Source organism: Ruminococcus flavefaciens 007c (assembly GCF_000571935.1).
In the GTDB taxonomy this organism is placed as follows: Bacteria; Bacillota; Clostridia; order Oscillospirales; family Ruminococcaceae; genus Ruminococcus; species Ruminococcus flavefaciens_F.
Map to the genome: position 1 here is coordinate 165,103 of NZ_ATAX01000023.1, position 23,381 is coordinate 188,483.

A 23,381-nucleotide genomic window follows, 5' to 3' on the forward strand; every position below is an offset into this window, starting at 1 on the left:
AAATTTATGTTTTTATAGTAAATGATATATGGATGACCGTTAAGGCCTTGGTTTACGGGCTTTTCAGTAAAGTTTTTCCAGTTCCTCGGAGGTGAAGGAGAAGCCTCTGGAACCTAGGGAATAATAGAAACCGTTATCGAAGACAAAAACAGAGTTGCCGTCATTTAAGCTCGTTCTGTAGACTCCATTGGGGAGATTGCCTGTTCCTTTCTTTATGAAGAAAAGGAAACTGCTGCCTTCGGAATGATTGGTAATATGTGAACTGTTATCCAATATCGAAAAATTTTCGGAATCGTTGATAGAATAATCAGGATAATAGGATATGAATTCTTCGGCAGGCATATATCCGCCGTTCATATATACTGTTATCTTGTCCTCAGGGGCAAGGTCTCCCTTGTAAGATCTTTCAATGATAATGTTTTCAGCGGTCAGAATTTCCCCGTCAATTGAAGTATACACTATTTTTTCAATTTTGGCAAGTACTACATTGTAGGAATTATCAAACAAAACCTGAAGATTTTGGTCAATTGGCTTACTGGGAGTAGGATCAACAACTCCGGCAAAATCGGGCCCAGCATTGGAATCGCTCTCCATAAGTCGTTCTCTGCGTATTATATTATCCCGTACATCATACTGTGTATCTGGTGATACTGTAAGATCTCTGCCGTTTCTTTCAACACTGTTGCCTTGTTCATTATTGCCTGAAGATGTTGTCGAAGACGAACTCTCTTCTTGCTTAGCGATCTGAGTATGAGTAGTTGTTGTCTGACGTGTGCTGCTCAGTGTTGAGGCGGGACGGAGGAAAGTGGTGGTTTTATTCGTCTGTCTGCCTGATCTGCGTGTTGATGTTGTCGAAGCTGCCGTAATTTCGGAAGAAGCTGTAGTGCTGACCGAAAGTTCATTTTTTGAAGTAGCCGCTGTCGTTGTTGTGACAGACTTCTGCGTTACGGTTTCGTTCGTCCTGGTAGTTGTTACCGTAATATCAGTTGCTGAAGATGTCTGGGTAACTAAAGGGATATTATTGTTATCATGTTCAAAATTCAACTTGTTTTTCGGCATAAGAAGTATAACTCCCGTAATAACCGCAAGCATTGCAGGTATGGCTGCAAATCTCAGGATCAGTGGCATAAGAGGTTTATGCTTCTTTTCCGTGCTGCGCATAAGGAATTCTGCGGAAAACTCTTTTTTTCTGTCGGGTTCCGGTATTCCGAATGCCTCGGTTAGTTTTTTTATCTCCTTATCTGTCATATAAGCTCCTCCTTCCCCATGTATTCACGTAAAGACGAAAGGATCCTGTTTATCCTGCGGTTAAGGGCAAAGCGTGAGATATTGAGCAGCTTTGCGATAACATTGACCGGAACTTCGTTTACGTATCTCAGAAGAATTATCTCTCTGTCCTCGTTGCTGAGCTTATGCAGAGCCTGTTTGAGATCAAAGCCTGAGAGAACATTGTTTTCTATATTCTCATCAGAGGTCTCTGACTCGTCGAGCTCCGAGGTTTTGGCTTTCCTGAATTCATCGGTGCATAGATTGCCTGCGATGGTATACAGTAGCTGTAAGGTTTTGTCGATGCTGTTGTAGTGAGGATGTTCAAGATAACGAAGGAATGTTTCCTGAGTCAGATCTTCTGCGGTCTCCTTGTGGTGAACGCGCAGGAAGCAGTATCGGTATATTTTATCATACTGCTCATCAATATTCAATGACACAGAGCCACCCCCTCCAGGAACTTATATTACACATTATATCATAAGATAAGTACTAAATCAACAGGTGTGGTAAAATTTTAAAAAAATTAGGGGAACTGAAACAGCTCCCCCGAAATGTCCCCCTTTATAGGATATGTTTTATTTAACTGCCAGAGTGCAGCCTGACAGTTATCAGAGTGAATTAAGTGCACCGATGAAAACGGGTAAAGATGTTTCTGTATCGATTATACAGTAAACAAATGGTCTGTCGAAGGTAACGTCCTTGACATCTTCATACATTGGCATACCATTGTCACGCATTGCGACAAGAGTTGCTGCAGCGGCCTTAGTGCCGTTTTCGTCAAGGTCGATGAATGTCTTATGGATAACGATGCCTATATGTAAAGGATGTATGTCAGCCACAGATGACATATTCGTGAAATCGGCAGAATTACTGAACGCCGTTGGCATACCTATGGCTTTGAGTTCGTCCGAAAGCTCGTTATTGTATTCATAGCTGAACTTCGGAAGCTTTACATTTGCCATTATCATATCGCTTTTGCCGGAAGCGATGATTCCCGACAGCTTTTCGGGCGTGAGTTTTTCAATGTATTCATCAACAGTAGTTCCCTCATCCGGGAGGAGAGCTGCAAAAGCGTATCTGCCGCCGCTGTAATACTTTATCATACCGTTGGTATTTTCATCAAAAATATATTTTTCATGGCTGCAAAGCATTGAAGCGTCCTGCACATTTCCGGTGGCATTTGTGAATTTGCCGTCCTTGATCTGATGCTTTTCATATGGTTCATCCCATTCGGCCTCAAATGCAACGGCATTGACCAGGTACATAACATCAAGAGGATCAATTTTACTGAGAATAGTCGGTATCATTTCATTGGTCTTTTCGTTGACCCAACCGTTGACATCATCAAGAGTAGTTTCGTCAAAAGGAGCAACATAGAACTCGCTGTCATAGAAGTCGACGCAGTTCTGTATGAACTCGGGGCGGGGATTGATTCTTGATTTATCGTTTCTTGCCCATATTGAGTTGGCTGTGTTCATTGACCACTTATTTGCGTATTCATTTCTTTTGTCATTTACCGAATTCAGACGCTGAGTGAGAAGATAGCTGTTGAGATCTTCGATCTTCATACCTCCGCCGAGAACATTTTCCATTTCCGTGCGGGTATCTCCTGCGGCGCCGTTGGCTGTCATACCCAGAGCCTGAACGATAGAATAAGGAGATATGAGCGTATTGGTCGGAGTCTCTTCCTCAGCATAGGTCTTTTTGAAAAGCTTGAGCGTAAGGTCATACTGACTATTTATAAAGCTCTCGTCGGCACTTTTGCCTGTTACAGAAGAAGCAGCAATGCCTGCGCATAGATTCTGCGACTTTGGCTTGAAAGAAGGTACCGGAGCCTCATTCATACAGTTTATGAGAAGTTTTCTCATTGCGCTGAGATCGAATACATCACATACTTCGTCTTCGTTTATATCCGCATTGGGAGCTGCGGTAAGCTCTCCGCTGCCCTTCAGCCAGCGCTGGAACAATATCATATCCGCGAGATTGAAAACCATATCTCCGTTTACATCGCCCTTTATACGGCGGACATCAGTTGCAGCAGAGTAGTCTGATACGACAGCAGGCAATGCTATGCACATTGCAGCAGCTGCAGCAAGTAATCTTCTGAGTTTCATAAATATACCTCCTTAAAAAGATTCAGTTCAGCAAAGTTAGTGTTTTGCGTTTTCATAAAGCTTAACGAATTGAAAGGGGATAATGTGCGGCTTGCTTTGTTAACTTTTTGTGAACATTTGCAGACTGATCGCACAAAAAGAATGTTAACAGAATATTTACATTTTCAGCCGCACATTACGGCTTGTCTGACGTTAAGTATTATAAAAGCTGTTTTTACACTTTATTATTAATGTCGGGAGGTTTTGGTATGAAAAAGTTAAGTTCAGTTATTCTTGCATCAGTTATTTCGTTATCGGTAGTAATGCCGTGTATTCCGTCGGCTGCAGCAGAAGATGCGTTATCATCAGGTTCTGTAGATGGATCGCGTGATCTTTTGAAGGAATATCCTGACGGGTACTGCGTTGACGGAAATTCGGTATATTTCTTAAAGACCGTTTTCCAGACCTCAACTTTTATAGTTAATTCTGCAAGACCGTTTTCCTTAAAAAATATCAGTGATGAAAGCAAAGATTTCGGGTTCGTTTTCGAACCAAGTGAAGGTTCAGTGAATCTTGTTTCTGTTTGTGAAAACGTTGAACAGATCGTATCATTCGATATAGATGAGGAAAGGAAAAATCATTTTCACTTCTTTTATCCTGTCATAAATAGTTATCTTGTTACTGAGGAAGATGGGAAAACAGAGGTAAAGCTTGTTGATAAGGCGGATTACGGTAAACTGACCGATCTTGAGGCTTTGCGTAAGGAATACGCTGAGCAAGCAAGGGAAAGCAATGAGCAGTATTTTGCCTGCTTTTCAAAAAGATTTTATTGTATTGAAGATATTCTTCAATCGGATTATTATCCCTTTGTAAATACTCAGCTTGATGGTGTGCCTTATGTACGGACAGTATATAATTATGACAATGTTTCTCAGGAGATTGTTATCGGCACTGATTATAAATCGTCAGTCGAGGCCAAGGGTAGCATAAGAAAAAGCAAGACTGTTAACAGCGGAAGCTATGCTTCGCTGCAGGATCGAATTTTTTCGGATGATATTTACCATTATCATATCTATGAACCGACTGAAAATGCTTCGGACCATCTGAATTTTTATACTAAGGATAGTCTTACCGGACAAAAGAAAAAATATTATGCAAGAATGGAAAAAGGCTCATTTACAAGCGGAATTACCGAGACAGGAATGGGCTCGGAACCAATTGAACCCGTAAAGTTTGACGTTAACTGTGATTCTGAGGTAAATATTGCTGATCTCATAATTATGAGCAGGTATCTTATGGGAGAATATTCACTTACTGAAAACGGCATCATCTCGGCTGACGTCAATGATGACGGAGTTACCGATGTTTTTGACCTTATCCAGCTGAGAAAAAAGATACTCTCTCTAAGCAGTTACGTGGAAGACTATACATATAAAAAGGATACTACCGTATACGTGACCGCTGAAGGCGAGGAAGCGGCACTGAAAAATTCATCTTATGTATTCAGGTCTGCAAAGGATTTCGATGAGTTTGCGGAAAAGAATTTCAGGCCTGCTGTTGAGCGTGAATTAAAAAAGAGTTATGATGATGAGTTTTTCAAGGAGAATGTATTGCTGCTCCATCTCGGGAAACAGGTATACGGTGGCCTTTCGACTGATGTAGAAGGTGTCTGCATTGAAAAAACGGCGGATGAAGATTTTCTTTCTCCTCTGACTATCAAGCTTGAGTCTTGTGAGGTGAATTGTATTCTGCCTGAGGCTGTTGAGATCCATCAGGTAATATATCCTTCCGAAAAGTTGGAAAAAAGAGAAGTTGAGTGGGTTAACAGCAGATTTAAGGATATTGATTCAAAGCATTTCAGCGTTACTGCTTACCCAGAACAATCTATTAATGAAAACAGCAGCTTTATAATGAGAACATATGACGAATTTAATGGTTTTATCACCGATACATATGATGATAAAAATCAGGAGAAGATAAAGGAGCAGTTTGAATATATTGAAAAAAACAAAGGAATACGCATAGACGAAGATTTCTTCAAGGATCACTTTATACTTTTCAGGATCATATGCTGGCATAATGTACCGTCAAAATACAATGCCCAGCTCTTTGACGGCAACATTGTCATAAATGAGCAGGACAGTCTGTTTTACGGCGATGTAATAGAGTTATGCCTTGATGCTTATATTTTTGATAAGAGATATGATAAGGATGATCTGAGTGTAAGCTTTGTTGATCATAGAATCATTGATGAGAAGTATGATCCGCAGGGTGACACAGCTTTAATAAGCGATGATAAAGATTACAATTCAAGAAAAATAAGAATAAGCCAGTACAGCTTCGGAAATGAGAGTGCGGTCTCTGTATACCTTACATATACAGTAGGTATGGCATTGAATGCAGGGAACAAAAGAGTATTAGACGTTCCCGTTGAGAAGGACTTCAAGCCTTTCGGCGCTAAGGAAGACATTGAAAAATTGAAAGAGATCCCTTGCGAAAGCGAAAACTATTCTGTAGAATGGGGAGAAGACAGTGTGACCGTCAGCTTCAGAACAGCTCCCGGCGGAGAATTTATAAAACAAACTTTTGATTATGATTCATCATTATATTGAAAAAAGTGAGCCTTTAAGGCTCACTTTTTTTGCAAAGGAGGCGTCTGAGCTAATTTTTTTCGAAATAATTGACTTTTTTGATACAATGATATATAATAAATTCATAGATGATTTTGAGTATTACGCCATTGCTGATATAATCGGATTTATTTCATTTTTTATTGAGAATAAAACATACCTTATATATTGTTCTTATCATGTTCTTTGAGTTTTGGGGAGGGTTCAAAGAGTATAACGTGACAGAGCATATATCATCTTGAAAATTACAAGGGGGTAATTTATGAGAAATGGCAATGACACTGACAGAAAAGAGAGAAATATAGATACAACTCTGAATGCACTTTCTGCCAGAAAAGAAGCTCCGAAGATTTGGTTCTTTGTCCTTCTTATAATTTATATTTTTACATCTGTTGTTATAAACAGACTTGCGCATTCCAATAACATAATAAGAGTCGGAAATCAGGTCCTTCCGTTTACCGCTTTTGCGGGAGTTTTATCATCTCTTGGAAATCTGAGTATAATCTCATTGGTTGTAGTTTATCGTAAGAAAGGTTTTTGTACCGCACTTATAATACTTTTGTCACAGTTTCCGTTGCTTCTGATACAGATGATGAGACACCATAATATTGCTATACTTCCCGGAATATTTGGCAATATCCTGACTTCCTTCGCCGTCTTAATGCTCTACCTTTATAATGTAAAGATAGAGAAATACCAGATAAGACTCCGTGACCAGGCTGTTACGGACAGGCTTACTGGACTTCCGAACAGATTTGCCTGTTCGGAGCTGATAAATGACCTTGTAAGCCGCAGCGAGAAATTTGCTGTTGTTTCCATTGACCTGAATAACTTCAAGAGTATCAATGACACAATGGGACACGATATGGGAAATGTAGTTCTTACCGAGATTGCCAAACGATGGAAAGCTGCTGCTGATTCGAGACTTTCAGGAACTCTCGATTTTATAACCCGTCAGGGCGGAGATGAGTTTGCTATCATTATCCGTAACTATCATTCCGATGAGGATATTGAAAACACCATCAGGTATTATGAATCGGTTCTGGAGAACAGACTGACCATAAACGAGTGCGATTACTTTATAACTGCAAGTTTTGGGTATGCGGAATATCCCACTGATGCACAAAACGTGGATTCGCTGTTTTCCTATGCTGACGCTGCTATGTATAACGTAAAGCGCACAAACAATAGTGAACATTTAACAAGGTTTACTCCCGATCTGCTCAATGTTGAAAAGACACTTGAGATCGAGCGCAAGATCAGGACAGCTCTTGAAGAAGACAGGATATACTTCGTTCTTCAGCCTCAGTATGATATTTCACATAAACTGCGTGGGTTTGAGGCTCTTGCCCGTATGGATGATCCCGACGGAGGGAACATCAGTCCTGTTGAGTTCATACCTGTGGCGGAAAAGGTCGGGCTTATTGATAAGGTCGATCTCAGAGTTCTCAGAAAAGCTGCAGATTTTTTCAGCAGGATAATAAAAAAGTCAGATGACGATATAACTCTCAGCGTAAATGTATCTGTGAAACATCTTATGAAGAATGATTTTATAGATGAGATCAAGGATGTAATAAACAGCTTTGGCATTCCAGGAAGTCAGCTTGAGATTGAAATAACCGAGTCGGTGATGATAGATTCTGCCGAAAAGGCTCTTCAATGTATAAATGACATCAAGAGTTTGGGAGTAAAAATAGCAATTGATGATTTCGGTACAGGTTATTCTTCACTTAGTTACCTGAATAAGTTCCCGGCTGATCTGCTGAAGATAGACAAATCCTTCATTGATAAGATGAATACGAGCGAGTCATCAAAGCAGTATGTTGCGGCTATTATCTCTATCGGCCATATTATGGATTTTGAGGTCATTTCCGAGGGCGTCGAAGATGATCAGCAGCTTGAGATACTCCGCGATATCGGATGTGACTTTATACAGGGTTATATCTGGGGAAGACCGCTTCCGCAGGAAGAGGCCGAGCTGCTTGTTCTCGGCGGTTCATCTTAAACTGTTTTTTACTGACAAAATGCAGTTTTTAGGGGCTGTGATGTGTTCCTAATGGGATAAATCTGTTAATGAGGACTTATGTACAAGTCTTCAATATAAATATTTAAAAGGAGATTTTTGTTTGAATAATACTTTTAAAAAGGAGATAGTAGCGTAAACGGGAGGTTTGCGAATACATACTCACACAAGCCTCCCGTGTCCGGTCAACATTTTCAGGAGGAAATAAAAATGAATAAATACGACTATATCATTCGCAGGGAAACAGAAAAGGACTATCGTGAAGTTGAAAATCTTGCCCGCGAGGCATTCTGGAATCTGAATAAGCCTGGTTGTCATGAGCACTATTTTATACATATTTTGAGAGAACATGAGGATTTTATCCGTGAGCTGGATCACGTTGTCGAGGCAGACGGTAAGATCGTCGGTTCTGTTATGTATTGCAGAAGCAAGCTTACGGACGAGCAGGGGAACGAGAAACAGGTTCTTACTATGGGACCTCTTTGTGTTCTGCCTGAGTATCAGCGCAAGGGCTTCGGAAAAGCCCTGCTTGAATACACCTTCGGTATTGCAGCTGAAATGGGCTATGACACTGTAATTAATTTCGGAAATCCCGATAATTATGTTGCAAGAGGCTATAAAAGCTGCAAAAAGTATAATGTATGCTTTGAAGGAGATGTGTTTCCTGCTGCATTGCTGGTAAAGGTTCTCAGAGATGATGCTCTTGACGGAAGAAAATGGTTCTATCATCCCAGCGATGCTGATAAGCCCTGCGATGACACCGAGGCTGTTGAAGCCTTCGATGCTCTTTTTCAGCCTAAAGTAAAGGGCTGGCAGCCAAGTCAGGAGGAATTTTATATTCACAGTCATTCTTCCATAACATGGTAATTAAAAGATCATAGGTGCGGCATCTCCGTCTTAATGGCGGAGATGCTTTTTTACGCTGTTTCAGGGAATATACTTGACAAACTGCTCGCAATGTGCTATAATGAACCCATGAAAATACGGAAGAGGTGTGAGGATGAAAAGATAATTCGCTTTTGAATACATGAATAGCAAAGCTGACAGTGTGTAAAATACAGGCATACTGTCTTATCATGTTGCCAAAAGTGGATTATGTTCTCATAACCTCTTTTTTGTGCTTTATATATTTTTGCGGATAGCTGTATCTGTCTGCGCCTTCTTGAGGTAATGAAACATAACGGGAACTGTTTGGCAACAAATGGTTCCCGTTTTTTTCGGGAATGTGAGAGGAGGAACAAATATGTCACAGATCAGAGTAAACGATTTGACATTTTATTATGATGGAAGCTTTGACAATATTTTTGAAAATGTGTCATTTTCCATTGACACCGACTGGAAGCTTGGATTTATCGGGCGAAACGGCAAGGGAAAAACTACCTTTCTGAATCTGCTTCTCGGTAAATACAGATACAGTGGATCTATTGAGACTTCGGCAAAATTTGAGTATTTCCCATATTATATTCCGAAAGAATTTCTGGAACTGCCGGCATCGGTTTTTTTAGACAGATTGAGAGCGGACTGTGAGGAATGGCGCGTAATATGTGAGCTTATTCAGCTCGGGGAGGATGCGGATATTCTTTATCGTCCTTTTGGGCAGCTAAGCCACGGTGAGCGTACAAAGCTGCTGCTTGCCGTGCTTTTCAGCGGTGAAAACGAATTTCTGCTTATTGATGAACCGACAAATCACCTTGATATGAATGCAAGAGAGACTGTCAAAAGATACCTTGCGTCCAAAAACGGTTTTATACTTGTTTCTCATGACAGAGATCTGCTGGACGCCTGTATTGATCATGTTCTTGTTCTGAACCGACAGAGTATCGAGGTGTTGAGCGGTAATTTTTCGGTCTGGATGGAGAATAAGGAGCGCAGGGATAAATTTGAGCTTTCAGAGAACGAAAAGCATAAAAAGGAGATAAGAAAACTTCGTCGGGCAGCAAAAAGAACGTCTGAATGGGCTGATAAAAGCGAACGTACAAAAATAGGATTTGATCCTGTAAAAGAAAATGACAGATGTATCAGCACCAGATCTTATATAGGCGCAAAGACAAAGAAAATGCAGAGCAGAGTAAAGCATATAGAAAAACGTATACAGCGTGAGATAGACGAAAGGGAAGGCCTTCTTAAGGATATTGAGAGAAATCCCGATCTTAGGCTTACACCTCTTGTTCATCATAAGGAGTCTGTACTGGTATTCAGAGATTATTCGGTTACTTATACAGGCAGCCAGGATCCTGTTTTTGAGCCTTTGACATTTGTTCTGAGGCAAGGGGACAGAATAGCATTGCATGGTGAAAACGGCTGCGGCAAATCAACGCTGATAAAGGCTGTGCTTCAGAAAACAGGATATAAGAGCTATGAGGAGCAGTTTGCGGAAAACGGAATAATGGATGCTGCTTCGGGATTGAAGGTATCATATGTATCTCAGGATACCTCCGGTGTAAGTGGGAGTATAGATGATTTTTGTGAGAAGAACGGACTTGATCTCAGCTTGTTCTGTACTGTTCTGAGGCATCTTGATCTTGACAGGACACAGTTCCTGAAAAATATTGAAGACTTTTCGGAGGGGCAGAAGAAAAAACTTCTGATAGCTGCAAGTCTGCTGACTCCTGCACATCTTTACATATGGGATGAGCCACTGAACTATATTGATGTTTTCTCGCGTATGCAGATAGAAAAGCTAATAGACGAATACAAGCCTACAATGCTTTTTGTGGAACATGATGTGCGTTTTCGGGAAAAGATCGCAACGGATGTTGTTGAGTTAAGAAAAATATGATATTTTGATGAGAAAAGGCAGCTTATACAGCTGCTTTTTCTTATTTATGCTTGCATTTTTTACCTGCCTGTGATATAATTATATTAATGCAGATATAGTATAGCGGTTATTATTTCAGTTTCCCAAACTGAGGAGGCGGGTTCGACCCCCGTTATCTGCTCCAGCGGGGAGCCCCGCAGGCAAGTTCGCGCTTCACTTTTTAGTGGGGCGTTTGTTCTTTTATATCTCATAGCAGCTTAGATCGCTGTACATCGCTGATAAAGTCTGATGTATTTTACTGAATAATATAAAAAAACAGCCTGTACTGTATGTACAGGCTGTTTCCGGGTTTATTACATCTGAGCATTGAAGAGAGCTGAAAGCTCGTAAATAACGTCGTCATTGTCAGCGTCTATATAGACAGCTTCGTTGATAGATGAAAGATCCTTGAGCGAATCGATCTGCTCGTTATATCCGATGGTGTAGATCGGTATGCCGTAATGTGAAACAACGTTTGCTGCGGAACTGTAGCTGATACCGGTATTGCACTGACCGTCGCTGAGAAGGAAGATCATTGCTTTGGCATTAGGCACTGTCGTTCTGTACTCGTTTATCATATTAACGGCTACCATAAGAGCGTCATATGAAGCGGTATTTCCGCCTGCACGCATTTTTTCTACAGCTCCTGCAAAATATGAACGCTGTTCAAGTCCGAACTGATCTATAGGAAGATCAATCGTTACATCATCGCTGTAGGAGATAAGACCTACATAGTTATCGGATTTTATATTCTTAGAAGCCTCAAGGAGCGAATCCTTAAGTCTGTTGAGTGGATCACCTGTCATGCTTCCCGATACATCTGCGATAAAGAGTGCGATTGTGGGAGTGCCAGAATCCTTCTCTTCCTTCCAGAGGCGCTGAGCACTCATAATGTCTGCACCGCTTATGGAAGCTGTGGTGTATTTGAACGAATTGTCAGGATCAAAGCCGTATTCCTTTGCGTGTGCCTGAGGACCGGCGCTGAGAGCGTAATTTAAGAAAGCTGAAAGAGCTTCCTTCTGGTCTGATGAAAGGTCTCCAACACTGTAAAGGGGATTGCTGTGCTTGTAACCAAAGGGAACGAAGTCATATCCGCCTTTGAGTACAGGGCTGTTTGTATATGCCTGATATTCGACAACTCCTGCCTGAAGTGTACCGCTCTGCATAGCGTTTACCATCTGGTCTGTTGTATAACATACAAAGGGGATACCTTTCTGAAGCTGCTGGAATTTTTCTATTGCTCCGCTGCTGAGTATATCATTTCCGTCAAAGTGCTGAAGTGCATTTACAAGGAAATTTAGTCCTGTGGCTGATGTATAAGGGTATGTATAACCCATCTGAAGCTCGCCGTTTACAACTGCATCAACTATGTTTTCAAAATTTACTTCTCCGTATTTGGAGGCAACTGCGGAAGATGCGGTGCGCGAGATCGCTATACCTGCTGTATTGGCGACAAGAGATTCTGCTTCAAGATTGAGCTTTGCCCCCTGTTCTGCTGCGAGTTTTCCGAAAAGCTCGTTTGAAGGTGTGTAAGCCTGTGGGATGTACACGTTATTTGAAATGTAATCAGAAGAAGCTCCTGAGGGAATACTTCTGACGCTTACTGATATGGTCTTTCCGTTTGAGAGACGGTTTCTCTGGTCATTGAATTCCTGAGCGATCTCATTGAGCCAGCCGTTGTTGTTCTTTCCTGCCTTTTCAGAGGTAGAGAAGATTTCAATGTCAACATCGCCTGTACCTTCAATGGTAAGGGGATATTTGGTATTGATGTTGGGAAGATTAGCAGCTGACTTGTCTGAATAGTCAACAGTTCCCTGAACCTTTGTAGAAGTTTTTACTTTTATGTTTTTCAGGCTTCTTTCAAGGACCTTTTCGGGATCATTGGCTGAATTGCCTGTGGAAGGCATAGGATCCTTGTTATTCTTTCCTGATGATGTACTGTGAATTACCGCAATTATCATTATCATAGTTACCAATGCGCCAATAACTGCGATTATAACAGGAGATTTGCTTTTATTCATTATATATCCTCACTTTCCATTTCTTTCTTGTATTCACGTATAGAATCAATGATAAGACTGAGAGATTTGATCTCTGTATTCATTCTTTCACTGTCTGTCATCTGTGAAACTTCAATAAGAAGGTTTGTGTAATCAGCAAGTATCTTTTCGTTTCTTCCTGTGAGCATCCTTAGGTAATTCCTGTGCATACCTATCTCATCGTTTCTGGAAGTTGACTGTATTATGGCGGTTCGTTTTATAAAAAGCAGCATATTGTTGATCATAACGGACTGTATGTCCTGATTGACAAGATCATAAACGCCGCCGCTTGAGCTTATGGTATCGAGAGCCACGGATTTCTTCTGGAAAAGTTCCCACTGTTCAAGAATCTTTGATGCTTCCTGACGGCAAAGAGGATAATCCTTCAGGTCTTTGATGACTTCGATATAGTCCTTCGGCTCATTAAGAGATTCAAAGGTATGTTCATCTATTATGTATGCCTTCTGAAATGCTTTCCTTCCAAGATCATAGGCCTTGATGAAATAATAATTACCCCAAGTCATCACGGCAACTATGCAGATTATGGCGAGAACAGACAAGAAAGCTGAATCCAGTATGCCGGTACAGCTGAAAAGCAGTACACCTGAGATCGCCACAATCAGATTGAAAATAATCTGTCCCAAGTATTTTTTCAAAAAATTCACCCCAATCATTGCAGCTGATGATCGCAAAAGCTGCGTCTCATACTATTATATATCATTATTACAAAAAAGTCAATCAGCAAAGGAAGAAATAAACGGATATTCTGCCGATAGCTGTGTGTGCAATGGTTCGGCAGCCGCGGATCCACTGTGTATGGAAGGATAGGTGACAGTGTTCCAGAACTGATCTCCTTTATTGTAGTTAAGTTATTATATCAGTATTTCAGGGCATAATCAAGTAATTATTTTTTAAATTATAAAATATTTAAACAACAGCATTTTGTATTGAAATTCAGTTTTATTTATGGTATAATATATTTAAATGTGTCAGTGATGCGGATATGATTTAGTAAAAGCAACTCTGATGTATGTTATTTTCAACTATCTGATTGGAGTTTAATCAATGAAATATGACAGGATTATAATAGGTGCAGGTCTGTATGGTTTGTATGCTGCGCTTTTCTGTTCACGGCGGGGAATGAATGTTATCGTTCTTGAATGTGATAAAGAGCCTTTTATGAGGGCTACAACAATTAATCAGGCAAGAGTCCATCAGGGCTATCATTATCCGCGTTCTTTATCGACAGCAATGAGGTCAGCAAATTATTTTGACCGCTTCAACAACGATTTCGGATTCTGTGTAAACAGTGAGTTTGATCAGGTCTATGCGACTTCGGACAAGTACTCATGGACAAATGCAGAACAGTTCATTGCTTTCTGCAAAGCCGCCAATATTCCCTGTGAGCCGCTGCATCCCGATCAGTTCTTCAATAGCGGAATGTGCGATGGTGCGTTTCTTACCAGAGAATACACCTATGATGCGGGACTTTTGAAGGAATATATGCTCGATGAGATAAAAAAAGTCAAAAACGGCTCGGTAACATTTAAATTCGGAGTAAAGATCGATACGATCGAGGCATCGGGTGAGTATTATACGGTTTCACTTTCAGATGGCGAGGAGTTTTCTGCTCCCTTTGTTCTTAATGCTACATATGCTTCTGTAAATCAGATCATTGATAAGATAGGCGGAGAAAAGTTCAAGATAAAGTACGAATTATGCGAGCTTATACTATGCCATTCAAGTGAAAAGCTAAAAAATACAGGCATTACGGTTATGGACGGACCTTTCTTCTCTATAATGCCCTACGGAAAGACAGGCTTCCATTCACTGACATCTGTAACTTTTACTCCCCATGCTACAAGCTATGATGATGTTCCTACATTCTCATGTCAGGACAACAACGATTCATGCAGCCCGTGTATGCTCGGCAACTGCAATGACTGCACCACGCGTCCTCCTTCGGCCTTCCCTTATATGGAAAGACTTGCGAAGAAATATATGCGAAGTGAATATGATTTCACTTTTGACCACTCTATCTACTCCATGAAGCCCATACTTATGAAGTCTGAGATAGACGATTCGCGTCCAACTGTGATCCGCGTTCACACATCTTCTCCAACGTTTGTAAGCGTGCTTTCGGGTAAGATAAATACAGTTTATGATCTTGATGAGGTACTGATCAATGGATAATAAAGAAAAAAGCTTTGTATCGGCAGTTGTATATGCTCATAATTCGGGCAAGGATATATGCAGCTTTATGGAAATGCTCATAAATGAGCTTGAAAAGAACTTTGAAAGTTCGGAAATAATACTTGTAAACGACCATTCAACGGACGGCAGCATAGAAATGGTAAAGGATATTTGCCATAATGCCTCTACGTGCAGTGTTTCTATTGTGCATCTCAGTTATTTCCACGGACTGGAAACAGCTATGAATGCAGGAAATGACCTTGCTATCGGCGATATTATATTTGAGTTTGACAGTACTTTACTGGATTTTCCTGCGGATACAATTATGAATGCATACAAAGAGCTGCTTGCAGGAAATGATATTGTTGGCGTTGCCCCCGATAAAGATGAGAGCTTCTCTTCGAAAATGTTCTATAGGGTATTTGAACATTTTACAGGCACAAAGATGTGCTCCGAGCGCTTCAGAGTGGTGAGCAGAAGACTTATCAACCGTGTAAATTCGGTAAACAAAACAGTCCCATACAGAAAGCAGGCTTATCTTACAGCAGGCTTCCATTCAAAGATACTGCGATATAAGCAGACAGCAGACAAATCCTATGTCAAGGATAAAGCAGAGCAGAAAAATCGCTCAAAGCTTGCTGTGGATTCGCTTATACTATTCACGGAATTCGGCTATCGCCTTTCAAAGTTCCTGACTATTAGCATGATGATAATCTCGCTGTTCATGATAATATATTCAATTGTTGTCTATGTATCTGCACAGCCTGTTGAGGGATGGAGTACTACGGTACTGTTCCTTTCAATATCCTTCTTTGGATTATTTGCGATACTCACTATTATTGTAAGGTATTTGCAGCTGCTTGTAAATCTCGTATTCAAGCATAAACGCTATTGTTTTGATAACATAGAGAAGATCACGAAATAAGGAGGCTTGCTTTATGCCAACAAAAGCTCTTGTAGGATATACCGGTTTCGTAGGAAGCAATATATATGCAGCAGGCGATTTTGAAGCGGTCTACAATTCAAAGAATATCAGCGAAGCATACGGAACAAGTCCTGATCTGCTTGTTTATTCGGGATTGAGGGCCGAGAAATTCCTTGCTAATAATGCTCCGGAAAAGGATATGGAACTCATTATTGAAGCTGAAAACAACATAAGCAGGATAGCTCCCAAAAAACTGGTATTGATCTCTACAGTTGATGTTTTTAAGAATCCTGTTGATGTTGATGAGAATTCGGAGATAGACACTGAAGGACTTCATGCCTATGGTCTTGACCGTTACAGGCTGGAGCAGTGGGTGAGAGAGAATTACAAAGATGCCCTTATCATACGTCTGCCCGGTTTGTTCGGCAAAAATCTGAAGAAAAACTTTATATTCGATATGATAAATATCATACCTTCAATGCTGAAGGCTGAAAAGTACAGGGAATTATCGGAAGCCGACAGTCTTATTGCTGAAAGCTATGTTTCATGCGATAACGGCTTTTATAAGCTTCAGGTAAACGATAAAGACCGCAGCGAGCTGAAAAAGCATTTTCTTGATGCCGGCTTCTCGGCGCTTAATTTCACGGATAGCAGGAGCTCTTTCCAGTTTTATCCTCTTACAAGTCTTTGGAAGGATATTCAGACAGCAATAAAGAACGATATAAGACTCTGGCATCCCGCAACTGAGCCTGTTTCGGCAGAAGAGCTTTATTATGCGGTTATGGGCGGAAAATTCAGTAATATCGTATCTCAGTCTCCTGCAAAATATGATTACAAAACTGTTTATTCTGAGCTTTTTGGCGGGAAAGACGGTTATATAGAAAGTAAGGAAAGTATTATCAGACAAATAAAGGATTTTTACGATAATGCAGTACAGTGTGATTGATTTCATATACGAGAGGTTCTTAAAAAAACATTGTATTATATTTTCTGCATTAGTAATTATTTCGACATGTGTACTTATGATGCTTAAAGCGGAGCCGTTGTTCCAGATGGATTCCGAAAGTCTTGTTTCCGTTCCTATGCTTGCAGAGGTAAACGATAAAGAGTTTGACAACAGTCAATACGGACTTGGTTCTTTTTCTGCCGAAGTTGGAGAAACGTTTTATTATAATTATTTCAAAGAGAATGATATTGAAATGAACAGGCATGAATATACCTATGGGTCCTATATATCCCAGTTTGGGCTTCAGGGATACTTCTGCTGTTTCATTGCGCGTGTTATAAAATCTTCCGGTACAGTCGGTGTAATGAGAGCTGTCTTCTGTCTTTTAACTGTTTTTTTGACATTTCTTATCGCAGCCGGGATAAAAAAACACTATGGACTTCTTCCTGCTGTATGCTCATGGATCGTGCTGATCTATTCACACTGGGTATATGACTTTGCTCCTAATCTGTACTGGGCAATGTTCACCTGGTTAGTTCCGATAATGCTGGGATTGATGTGTGTTAATCACGAAGATAAAAGGAAGCTTATCTACCCTCTTTTTTTTATTGCAATGGTTGTAAAATGTCTGTGCGGATATGAATATATCTCAACCATAATGCTTTCCGGAGAAGCCTTTCTGATCGCTGAGTGGCTTATAAAAAAGGAAAAAAGACGTCAGCTGACTTACTGCATTATAATTTCGGGATTATGTATGCTTATGGGCTTTATTGCAGTTATGCTTTTCCAGTCGTACAGATACGGCGAAGGTGATCTCATAAAAGGTTTTAAGTTCTTCAAGTATTACCTTGTGGAAAGAAGAACATTCGGAAATTATGCTGAGTATGAACCTGTTTATGCGGATTCACTGAATGCTTCTGTGTGGGCGGTATTGAAGAAGTATTTCTGGAGCCTGCCTGATGGTAAAAAGATCACAATGCTTCTGGCGGCAGGTGTTTTATCGGTTCTGATTCAGAAAGTCTTTTTCAGGAAAGATGTCAGGATCAAAGCTACATTTGTGGTTATACAATTAATTTCAGCTTTATCATGGATCGTACTTGCCAAGTCACATTCGTTTATTCATGTGCATATAAACTTCATCGTATTTTATATCGGTTTTGCACAAGTCTGTGTTTACTGTGCAGCAGATGCAGTTCTGAGTCATATACGTGTTTGCGTGGAAAATGACGGAAATGATATGTCAAATAAAAGTAAAATAAGATTTAGTCTTGTAAAATAAGGGAGAGATTTGCAATGAAGCTTTCAATTTCAAATATTGCGTGGAGCAGTAAAGACGATGAGAACGTATACAATATTATGAAAAGGTATGGTTTTACAGGTCTTGAGATCGCTCCTACAAGGATAATACCAGCTGCTCCCTATGACAATATCGGTGAAGCGGCGGAATGGTTCGGCGGTATAAGGAAGGAGTATGGATTTAGAATCTCCTCTATGCAGTCTATATGGTACGGAAGAACAGAAAAGCTTTTCGGTACTCCTGATGAAAGGCAGGTTCTTCTGGATTATACAAAAAAAGCTGTTGACTTTGCGGCTGCTCTGGATTGCGGAAACCTTGTGTTTGGCTGTCCTAAAAACAGATGTGTTGACGATAACAGCGATCTGACAGTCGGAATAGATTTCTTCAGAGCTCTTGGAGAATATGCGGTCAGCAAAAAAACTGTTATAGGTATTGAGGCAAATCCTGCAATTTACCAGACCAACTACATAAACACAACCGCTTCGGCACTGGAGCTTATCCGTGAAGTAGGTTCCGCCGGGATAAAGCTCAATCTTGATCTCGGCACCGTGATTGAAAATAAAGAGGATATTTCTGTTTTAAAGGGAAATGTAGGTCTTATAAACCATGTACATATAAGCGAACCTTTTCTTGTTCCCGTATGTGAGCGAGGTCTTCACAGGGAATTGATGAGTTTGCTCCTTGAGGAAGGTTATGACAGATATATTTCAATAGAAATGAAGTGTACTGATGATATCGATTCAGTGACATCGGTTATAAAATACGTTAGTGAGGTCTTTTCATGATAGTTGAAGCTAAAAACGGAGTTCCGAAATACGAATGCTTTGAGTACGAGCCCAGAACCAAGGATTATGTGGTTCTTATACCCATAATCAATGAAGGAGAGCGCATAATCAAGGAGCTTAAAAGAGGCTGTGCACATAAAATCTACGAAAAAGCGGATATAGTTATTTGTGACGGCGGTTCGACTGACGGCTGTACAGAAGAAAGCCGCCTGAAAAAGCTCCATGTCAATACTCTTCTTGTGAAGCAGGATACAGGCCGGCAGGGAGCACAGTTCAGAATGGGTATAAGCTGGGCACTTGAACGTCAGTATAAAGGAATTATTACTATTGACGGCAATAATAAGGACAGCATAGAGAATGTTCCTGAGTTCGTCAGGAAGCTGGAAGAAGGATATGATTTTGTACAGGGATCCAGATTCGTAAAAGGCGGCAAGGCGATTAATACACCCATTTCAAGACTTATTGCGCTTCGTTTGCTGCACGCACCTGTTATATCATTGACTGCGCACCATCGTTTTACAGATACTACCAACGCTTACCGTGCATATTCTGCAAAGTATCTTAGTGACAGCAGAGTATTGCCCTTGCGCGACATCTTCAAAACGTATGAACTTCTTGCATATCTTTCGGTAAGAGCATCTCAGCTGGGTATGAAGGTTTGCGAGATACCTGTAACACGTTCATATCCTGCAAAGGGCAAGGTGCCGACTAAAATAAGCTTTTTTAAAGGAAACTGGGAATTATTGAAAATTCTCGGCAATAATATGCGCGGAAAGTATAATCCGTAATAATATGTATTCAAGAACGCAAGCAGAGGAAATGACCTTTACTTGCGTTTTGTTTTTTACCCGTTTTATATCTTCAGTAGGCAGAAAACGCAGCAGAGAGCCTTGATTTTTCAGACGAAAGATGACAAATACTATAAAACATATCAAAATAATAGGTTAATTCTATAGCTATTGCCGAATATAGTCTTGACCTATTGACATTATATGATAATCATGATATAATACATACAGTTCCGATAGGAATACAAGTAATTAAGAAAAAGGAGTGCTGGACATGAGAAAAAATATGATTTGTTGTTGTATGTGTTACATGATATATGAACGTATTCTGCGTGCTTGTGCTCAGCGATGTTGCATCTTATCCTGAACATCATCGAGTTTATTCATCATGCGTGGAATGCGAATGTCATTCTGCGCTTTTTTTATTTTTCGGAGGAAATTATGGTCAATGAAAGAGAAAGCGTTACTGCTAAGATATGCGCATTTGTGAGAGCATGGCACTCAAACAGGGCGCGGCATAAGATATATGACGACTACCTTGCATATGATATGCTCGGTAAGGAGGAGTACGACAACATTTACGATCTTATAAGCGGCGGTCTTGATGGAACGATGCAGTTTTCAAAAGAGGATACGGAGCAGATAATAAGTGAGTACTTTGCTCCTATACCACTGTCGAGAATACACTTCAACGAGAGCAGACTTGCGGATTTCGCAAAGGAAAACGGCAAGATACAATATGTTATCTGCGGAGCTGGTTCGGATACCTTTTCCTTCCGAAATGACAATGAGGACATTGAGGTATTCGAGATAGATCATCCCGATACACAGCGTTACAAGCTTGAAAAGATCAGGGAGCTTGAATGGAATATCCGCAGGAATGTTCATTATGTACCTGTTGATTTTGAAAAAGAGCGAATGTGCGACAAGCTCCTTGCAGCAGGGTTTGATACTGAGAAAAAGACATTTTTCAGCATACTTGGAGTTACATATTACCTGACACTGGACGTTTTTACGGATACATTGAAGCAGATGGCCGAGCTTTCAGCTCTTGGTAGCGCCGTAGTTTTTGATTATCCGATAAAAACAGGAAGGTTCCCGAGAAGAGTTGAACGGCTTGAACTTATGACAGAAGCCCTCGGAGAGGTAATGCGCGGCGGCTATGATTACAATGATGTCTCACGTGCACTCTACGGACTGGGCTTCCAGATAGACACATATATGCCACCCGAAAAGGTGCAGAAGGAATACTTTGACGGCAGAGCGGACGGCTTGAAGGCATTTGAAAATGTGAGCCTGATATCGGCGACATACACCGCAGGCTATGACTACGAATAAACATTTAATAGATGTAGGGGAGCTCACCCTCCCCTACAGAACCCAAAAGGAGAAATAATTATGATCAACTATAAAAATACAGAAACTACACTTATCCACGGAGGAATATCCATTGACGAACGCACAGGCGCTGTGAATATTCCGATTTATCAGACTTCCACATACAAGCAGGACGGTCTCGGAAAAATGCGCGGCTATGAGTATTCGCGTACCGGTAATCCCACCCGCGAGGCTCTTGAAGCCCTGATAAACGATCTTGAAGGCGGAGTTGCAGGCTTTGCTTTTGGTTCGGGAATGGCAGCACTTACGGCAGTTCTCAGTCTGCTGCACAGCGGAGACAGAGTGCTGATCTCCAGTAACGTATACGGTGGTACATTCCGTCTTCTGAGCAAGGTATTCGACCACTTTGACATCACCTACACTATCGCTGATACTACAGATCTTTCAGTGTATGAAAGCCAGATAAACGATGACGTAAAGGCAGTCATCATCGAGAGCCCCGCAAATCCGCTTATGACAGTCACAGATATAAGAGCTGTAGCAGAGGTGTCTCATCGTCACGGTCTTCTGGTCATTGTTGATAACACATTCATGACACCTTATTTGCAGAAGCCCCTTGAACTTGGCGCGGATATAGTAGTTCACAGCGCTACAAAGTACCTCGGCGGACACAGCGACGTTGTCTCAGGACTTGTTGTTGTAAGCACACAGGAGCTTGCTGAGAAGATAGCTTTTATACAGAACTCCACAGGCGGAGTCCTCGGACCGTTCGACTCCTTCCTGCTTATCCGCGGCATAAAAACTCTTGCAGTCCGCATGGACAGACACGTTGAGAACGCAGAAAAAGTTGCGAAACTGCTCTTGGAACACAAGGCAGTAAAAAAGGTTTATTATCCCGGACTTGAGACAGCTCAGGGTTATGAGATAAACCGCAGACAGGCTAAAAACGGCGGCGCAATGATCTCCTTTGAGCTCCATGAGAACTACGATATAAACACCTTCTTCGAGAGCCTTGAGCTTGTCTCACTGGCAGAGAGCCTTGGCGGCGTTGAATCACTTGTATGCCATCCCTCAACAATGACTCATGCATCCATACCTGCGGATATACGTAAGAAAGTTGGTATAACCGACGGACTTATCCGTTTATCGGTGGGTATTGAAAATATTGATGATATTCTTGCAGATATTGAAAATGCTATTGCAAAATCCGAGAGAAAGTGAGATAATAGATATGAGATACTATGATTCAATGCAGGCTCTAATCGGAAATACTCCGCTGGTGAGACTGGGAAATATAGTTAAGGCTGAGGGCGTAAATGTCTTCGCAAAGCTTGAGCTCTACAATCCCTCGGGCAGCGTAAAAGACCGCACAGGACTTTACATGATAAACGATGCAGAGAAAAAAGGTCTTCTGAAACCGGGCGGCACTATCGTTGAAGCTACAGCAGGCAACACAGGACTTGGTATAGCCTTTGCGGCACTGAACCGCGGCTATAATATCATATTTGTAGTTCCTACTAAGTTCTCAACTGAGAAGCAATCCTTGCTCCGCGCCCTTGGTGCTGAGGTAGTGAATACTCCCCGCGAGCTTGGTATGCTGGGTGCTGTTGCAAAGGCTGAGGAGATAAAGGCTCATATACCCGGTTCTATATCGCTGGAGCAGTTCAAGAACCAGAGTAATCCACTCGCTCACTATGAGACTACAGGACGGGAGATATATGAGGCTCTTGACGGTCACATTGACTATGTTGTAGCAGGCGCAGGAAGCGGCGGAACTTATACCGGAATACTCCGCTATATCAAGGAGCGTGTTCCTTCTGCAAAGGGTGTGCTCGCGGATCCCGTTGGTTCAACAATGGGCGGCGGAGAGCATTCTGACTATAACATCGAAGGCATAGGCAATGATTTTATAGCCGAGACCATGGATATGTCCCTTGTGGACAGTGTTATTAAGATGAACGACGACGAAGCATTCAATACGGCAAGACGGCTTGCCACAAAGGAAGGCATCATTGCAGGTTCCTCATCGGGAGCGGCAATGGCGGCAGTAATCAAACTTATAGAAAGCGGCGCAAAGGGAAATATCGTAACTGTATTTCCCGACCGCGGTGACCGCTACTTCAGCACAGGACTCTTTAATTAAAGATTAGTGAGTAGAAAGCAGAAAAACTAAGTGCTAAGAACTATGTGTAGGGGCTGCCTTTGGCAGTCTGCGCCTGACAATCAAAATAACACGAACCGAATGTAGGGGCACTTTC

18 protein-coding genes and 1 tRNA gene are annotated in these 23,381 nt (G+C 41.2%); 14 read left to right on the forward strand and 5 right to left on the reverse strand.

Translation table 11 applies throughout. From position 1 onward, the window contains the following. Nucleotides 1-63 precede the first annotated feature (63 nt). From RF007C_RS07665 to RF007C_RS07675, 3 genes are all read right to left on the reverse strand, one after another. Nucleotides 64-1,248 carry a hypothetical protein gene (locus tag RF007C_RS07665; protein WP_037298842.1) on the reverse strand — a complete coding sequence of 395 codons (1,185 nt, stop codon included), beginning with the start codon at nt 1,246-1,248 and terminating at the stop codon, nt 64-66. After that, nucleotides 1,245-1,706 carry an RNA polymerase sigma factor gene (locus RF007C_RS07670; RefSeq protein WP_019678513.1) on the reverse strand — a complete coding sequence of 154 codons (462 nt, stop codon included), beginning with the start codon at nt 1,704-1,706 and terminating at the stop codon, nt 1,245-1,247. Before RF007C_RS07670 ends, RF007C_RS07665 begins: the two co-directional genes overlap by 4 nt. Nucleotides 1,707-1,877: 171 nt before the next feature. After that, entirely contained in the window at nt 1,878-3,383 is a 1,506-nt protein-coding gene (locus tag RF007C_RS07675; RefSeq protein WP_051456595.1) for a serpin family protein, read from the reverse strand. A gap of 248 nt (nt 3,384-3,631) precedes the next feature. On the opposite strand from RF007C_RS07675, the gene RF007C_RS07680 reads away from it, so the two are divergent. The 5 genes from RF007C_RS07680 to RF007C_RS07705 all read left to right on the forward strand — a co-directional run bounded on the left by RF007C_RS07680 (nt 3,632) and on the right by RF007C_RS07705 (nt 10,957). Further along, on the forward strand, nt 3,632-5,974 hold the full coding sequence (locus RF007C_RS07680; RefSeq protein ID WP_037298845.1) for a dockerin type I repeat-containing protein: 2,343 nt from the start codon (nt 3,632-3,634) through the stop codon (nt 5,972-5,974). Nucleotides 5,975-6,254: 280 nt separating this feature from the next. Beyond that, the gene (locus RF007C_RS07690; RefSeq protein ID WP_037298847.1) at nt 6,255-7,997 is read left to right on the forward strand and encodes a putative bifunctional diguanylate cyclase/phosphodiesterase; all 1,743 of its coding nucleotides are present in this window, start codon (nt 6,255-6,257) and stop codon (nt 7,995-7,997) included. Between the two features lie 228 nt (nt 7,998-8,225). Continuing rightward, nucleotides 8,226-8,882 (forward strand): GNAT family N-acetyltransferase, encoded by a 657-nt coding sequence (locus tag RF007C_RS07695; RefSeq protein WP_037298850.1) that lies wholly within the window; start codon nt 8,226-8,228, stop codon nt 8,880-8,882. A gap of 376 nt (nt 8,883-9,258) precedes the next feature. Then, nucleotides 9,259-10,794 (forward strand): ribosomal protection-like ABC-F family protein, encoded by a 1,536-nt coding sequence (abc-f, locus tag RF007C_RS07700; RefSeq protein ID WP_037298853.1) that lies wholly within the window; start codon nt 9,259-9,261, stop codon nt 10,792-10,794. A gap of 88 nt (nt 10,795-10,882) precedes the next feature. Further along, nucleotides 10,883-10,957: transfer RNA gene (locus RF007C_RS07705), tRNA-Gly, on the forward strand. Between the two features lie 169 nt (nt 10,958-11,126). Here RF007C_RS07705 and RF007C_RS07710 read toward each other — a convergent pair. Beyond that, nucleotides 11,127-12,833, reverse strand: coding sequence for a vWA domain-containing protein (locus tag RF007C_RS07710; RefSeq protein WP_037298856.1), 1,707 nt, complete (start codon nt 12,831-12,833; stop codon nt 11,127-11,129). After that, nucleotides 12,833-13,507 carry a hypothetical protein gene (locus RF007C_RS07715; protein WP_037298859.1) on the reverse strand — a complete coding sequence of 225 codons (675 nt, stop codon included), beginning with the start codon at nt 13,505-13,507 and terminating at the stop codon, nt 12,833-12,835. Before RF007C_RS07715 ends, RF007C_RS07710 begins: the two co-directional genes overlap by 1 nt. Nucleotides 13,508-13,916: 409 nt before the next feature. Here RF007C_RS07715 and RF007C_RS07720 point away from each other — a divergent pair, with 409 nt between their 5' ends. The 9 genes from RF007C_RS07720 (at nt 13,917) to RF007C_RS07760 (ending at nt 23,266) form a co-directional block, all read left to right on the forward strand. Further along, complete coding sequence (locus RF007C_RS07720) at nt 13,917-15,044, forward strand: FAD-dependent oxidoreductase (protein WP_037298862.1); 1,128 nt, start codon at nt 13,917-13,919, stop codon at nt 15,042-15,044. Then, entirely contained in the window at nt 15,037-15,969 is a 933-nt protein-coding gene (locus RF007C_RS07725) for a glycosyltransferase (protein ID WP_037298865.1), read from the forward strand. The genes RF007C_RS07720 and RF007C_RS07725 overlap by 8 nt, the downstream gene beginning before the upstream one ends. 13 nt (nt 15,970-15,982) lie before the next feature. Then, complete coding sequence (locus RF007C_RS07730; protein ID WP_037298867.1) at nt 15,983-16,915, forward strand: sugar nucleotide-binding protein; 933 nt, start codon at nt 15,983-15,985, stop codon at nt 16,913-16,915. A gap of 106 nt (nt 16,916-17,021) precedes the next feature. Next, nucleotides 17,022-18,194, forward strand: coding sequence for a hypothetical protein (locus RF007C_RS07735; RefSeq protein ID WP_037298870.1), 1,173 nt, complete (start codon nt 17,022-17,024; stop codon nt 18,192-18,194). 14 nt (nt 18,195-18,208) lie between these two features. Continuing rightward, on the forward strand, nt 18,209-18,997 hold the full coding sequence (locus RF007C_RS07740; protein ID WP_037298873.1) for a sugar phosphate isomerase/epimerase family protein: 789 nt from the start codon (nt 18,209-18,211) through the stop codon (nt 18,995-18,997). After that, nucleotides 18,994-19,785: a glycosyltransferase family 2 protein gene (locus tag RF007C_RS07745; protein WP_019678525.1), complete on the forward strand. Its 792-nt coding sequence runs from the start codon at nt 18,994-18,996 to the stop codon at nt 19,783-19,785. The genes RF007C_RS07740 and RF007C_RS07745 overlap by 4 nt, the downstream gene beginning before the upstream one ends. Nucleotides 19,786-20,226: 441 nt before the next feature. After that, entirely contained in the window at nt 20,227-21,123 is an 897-nt protein-coding gene (locus tag RF007C_RS07750; RefSeq protein ID WP_037298877.1) for a class I SAM-dependent methyltransferase, read from the forward strand. 60 nt (nt 21,124-21,183) lie between these two features. Beyond that, entirely contained in the window at nt 21,184-22,344 is a 1,161-nt protein-coding gene (locus RF007C_RS07755) for a trans-sulfuration enzyme family protein (RefSeq protein ID WP_037298880.1), read from the forward strand. A gap of 10 nt (nt 22,345-22,354) precedes the next feature. Next, the gene (locus tag RF007C_RS07760) at nt 22,355-23,266 is read left to right on the forward strand and encodes a PLP-dependent cysteine synthase family protein (protein ID WP_037298883.1); all 912 of its coding nucleotides are present in this window, start codon (nt 22,355-22,357) and stop codon (nt 23,264-23,266) included. Nucleotides 23,267-23,381 lie beyond the last annotated feature (115 nt).

Coding starts and splice junctions, on each gene's coding strand:
- RF007C_RS07665 (WP_037298842.1), bottom strand. CDS start 1,248: ATGACAGATAAGGAGATAAAAAAACTAACCGAGGCATTCGGAATACCG.
- RF007C_RS07675 (WP_051456595.1), bottom strand. CDS start 3,383: ATGAAACTCAGAAGATTACTTGCTGCAGCTGCTGCAATGTGCATAGCA.
- RF007C_RS07680 (WP_037298845.1), top strand. CDS start 3,632: ATGAAAAAGTTAAGTTCAGTTATTCTTGCATCAGTTATTTCGTTATCG.
- RF007C_RS07690 (WP_037298847.1), top strand. CDS start 6,255: ATGAGAAATGGCAATGACACTGACAGAAAAGAGAGAAATATAGATACA.
- RF007C_RS07695 (WP_037298850.1), top strand. CDS start 8,226: ATGAATAAATACGACTATATCATTCGCAGGGAAACAGAAAAGGACTAT.
- abc-f (WP_037298853.1), top strand. CDS start 9,259: ATGTCACAGATCAGAGTAAACGATTTGACATTTTATTATGATGGAAGC.
- RF007C_RS07710 (WP_037298856.1), bottom strand. CDS start 12,833: ATGAATAAAAGCAAATCTCCTGTTATAATCGCAGTTATTGGCGCATTG.
- RF007C_RS07720 (WP_037298862.1), top strand. CDS start 13,917: ATGAAATATGACAGGATTATAATAGGTGCAGGTCTGTATGGTTTGTAT.
- RF007C_RS07725 (WP_037298865.1), top strand. CDS start 15,037: ATGGATAATAAAGAAAAAAGCTTTGTATCGGCAGTTGTATATGCTCAT.
- RF007C_RS07730 (WP_037298867.1), top strand. CDS start 15,983: ATGCCAACAAAAGCTCTTGTAGGATATACCGGTTTCGTAGGAAGCAAT.
- RF007C_RS07735 (WP_037298870.1), top strand. CDS start 17,022: ATGGATTCCGAAAGTCTTGTTTCCGTTCCTATGCTTGCAGAGGTAAAC.
- RF007C_RS07740 (WP_037298873.1), top strand. CDS start 18,209: ATGAAGCTTTCAATTTCAAATATTGCGTGGAGCAGTAAAGACGATGAG.
- RF007C_RS07745 (WP_019678525.1), top strand. CDS start 18,994: ATGATAGTTGAAGCTAAAAACGGAGTTCCGAAATACGAATGCTTTGAG.
- RF007C_RS07750 (WP_037298877.1), top strand. CDS start 20,227: ATGGTCAATGAAAGAGAAAGCGTTACTGCTAAGATATGCGCATTTGTG.
- RF007C_RS07755 (WP_037298880.1), top strand. CDS start 21,184: ATGATCAACTATAAAAATACAGAAACTACACTTATCCACGGAGGAATA.
- RF007C_RS07760 (WP_037298883.1), top strand. CDS start 22,355: ATGAGATACTATGATTCAATGCAGGCTCTAATCGGAAATACTCCGCTG.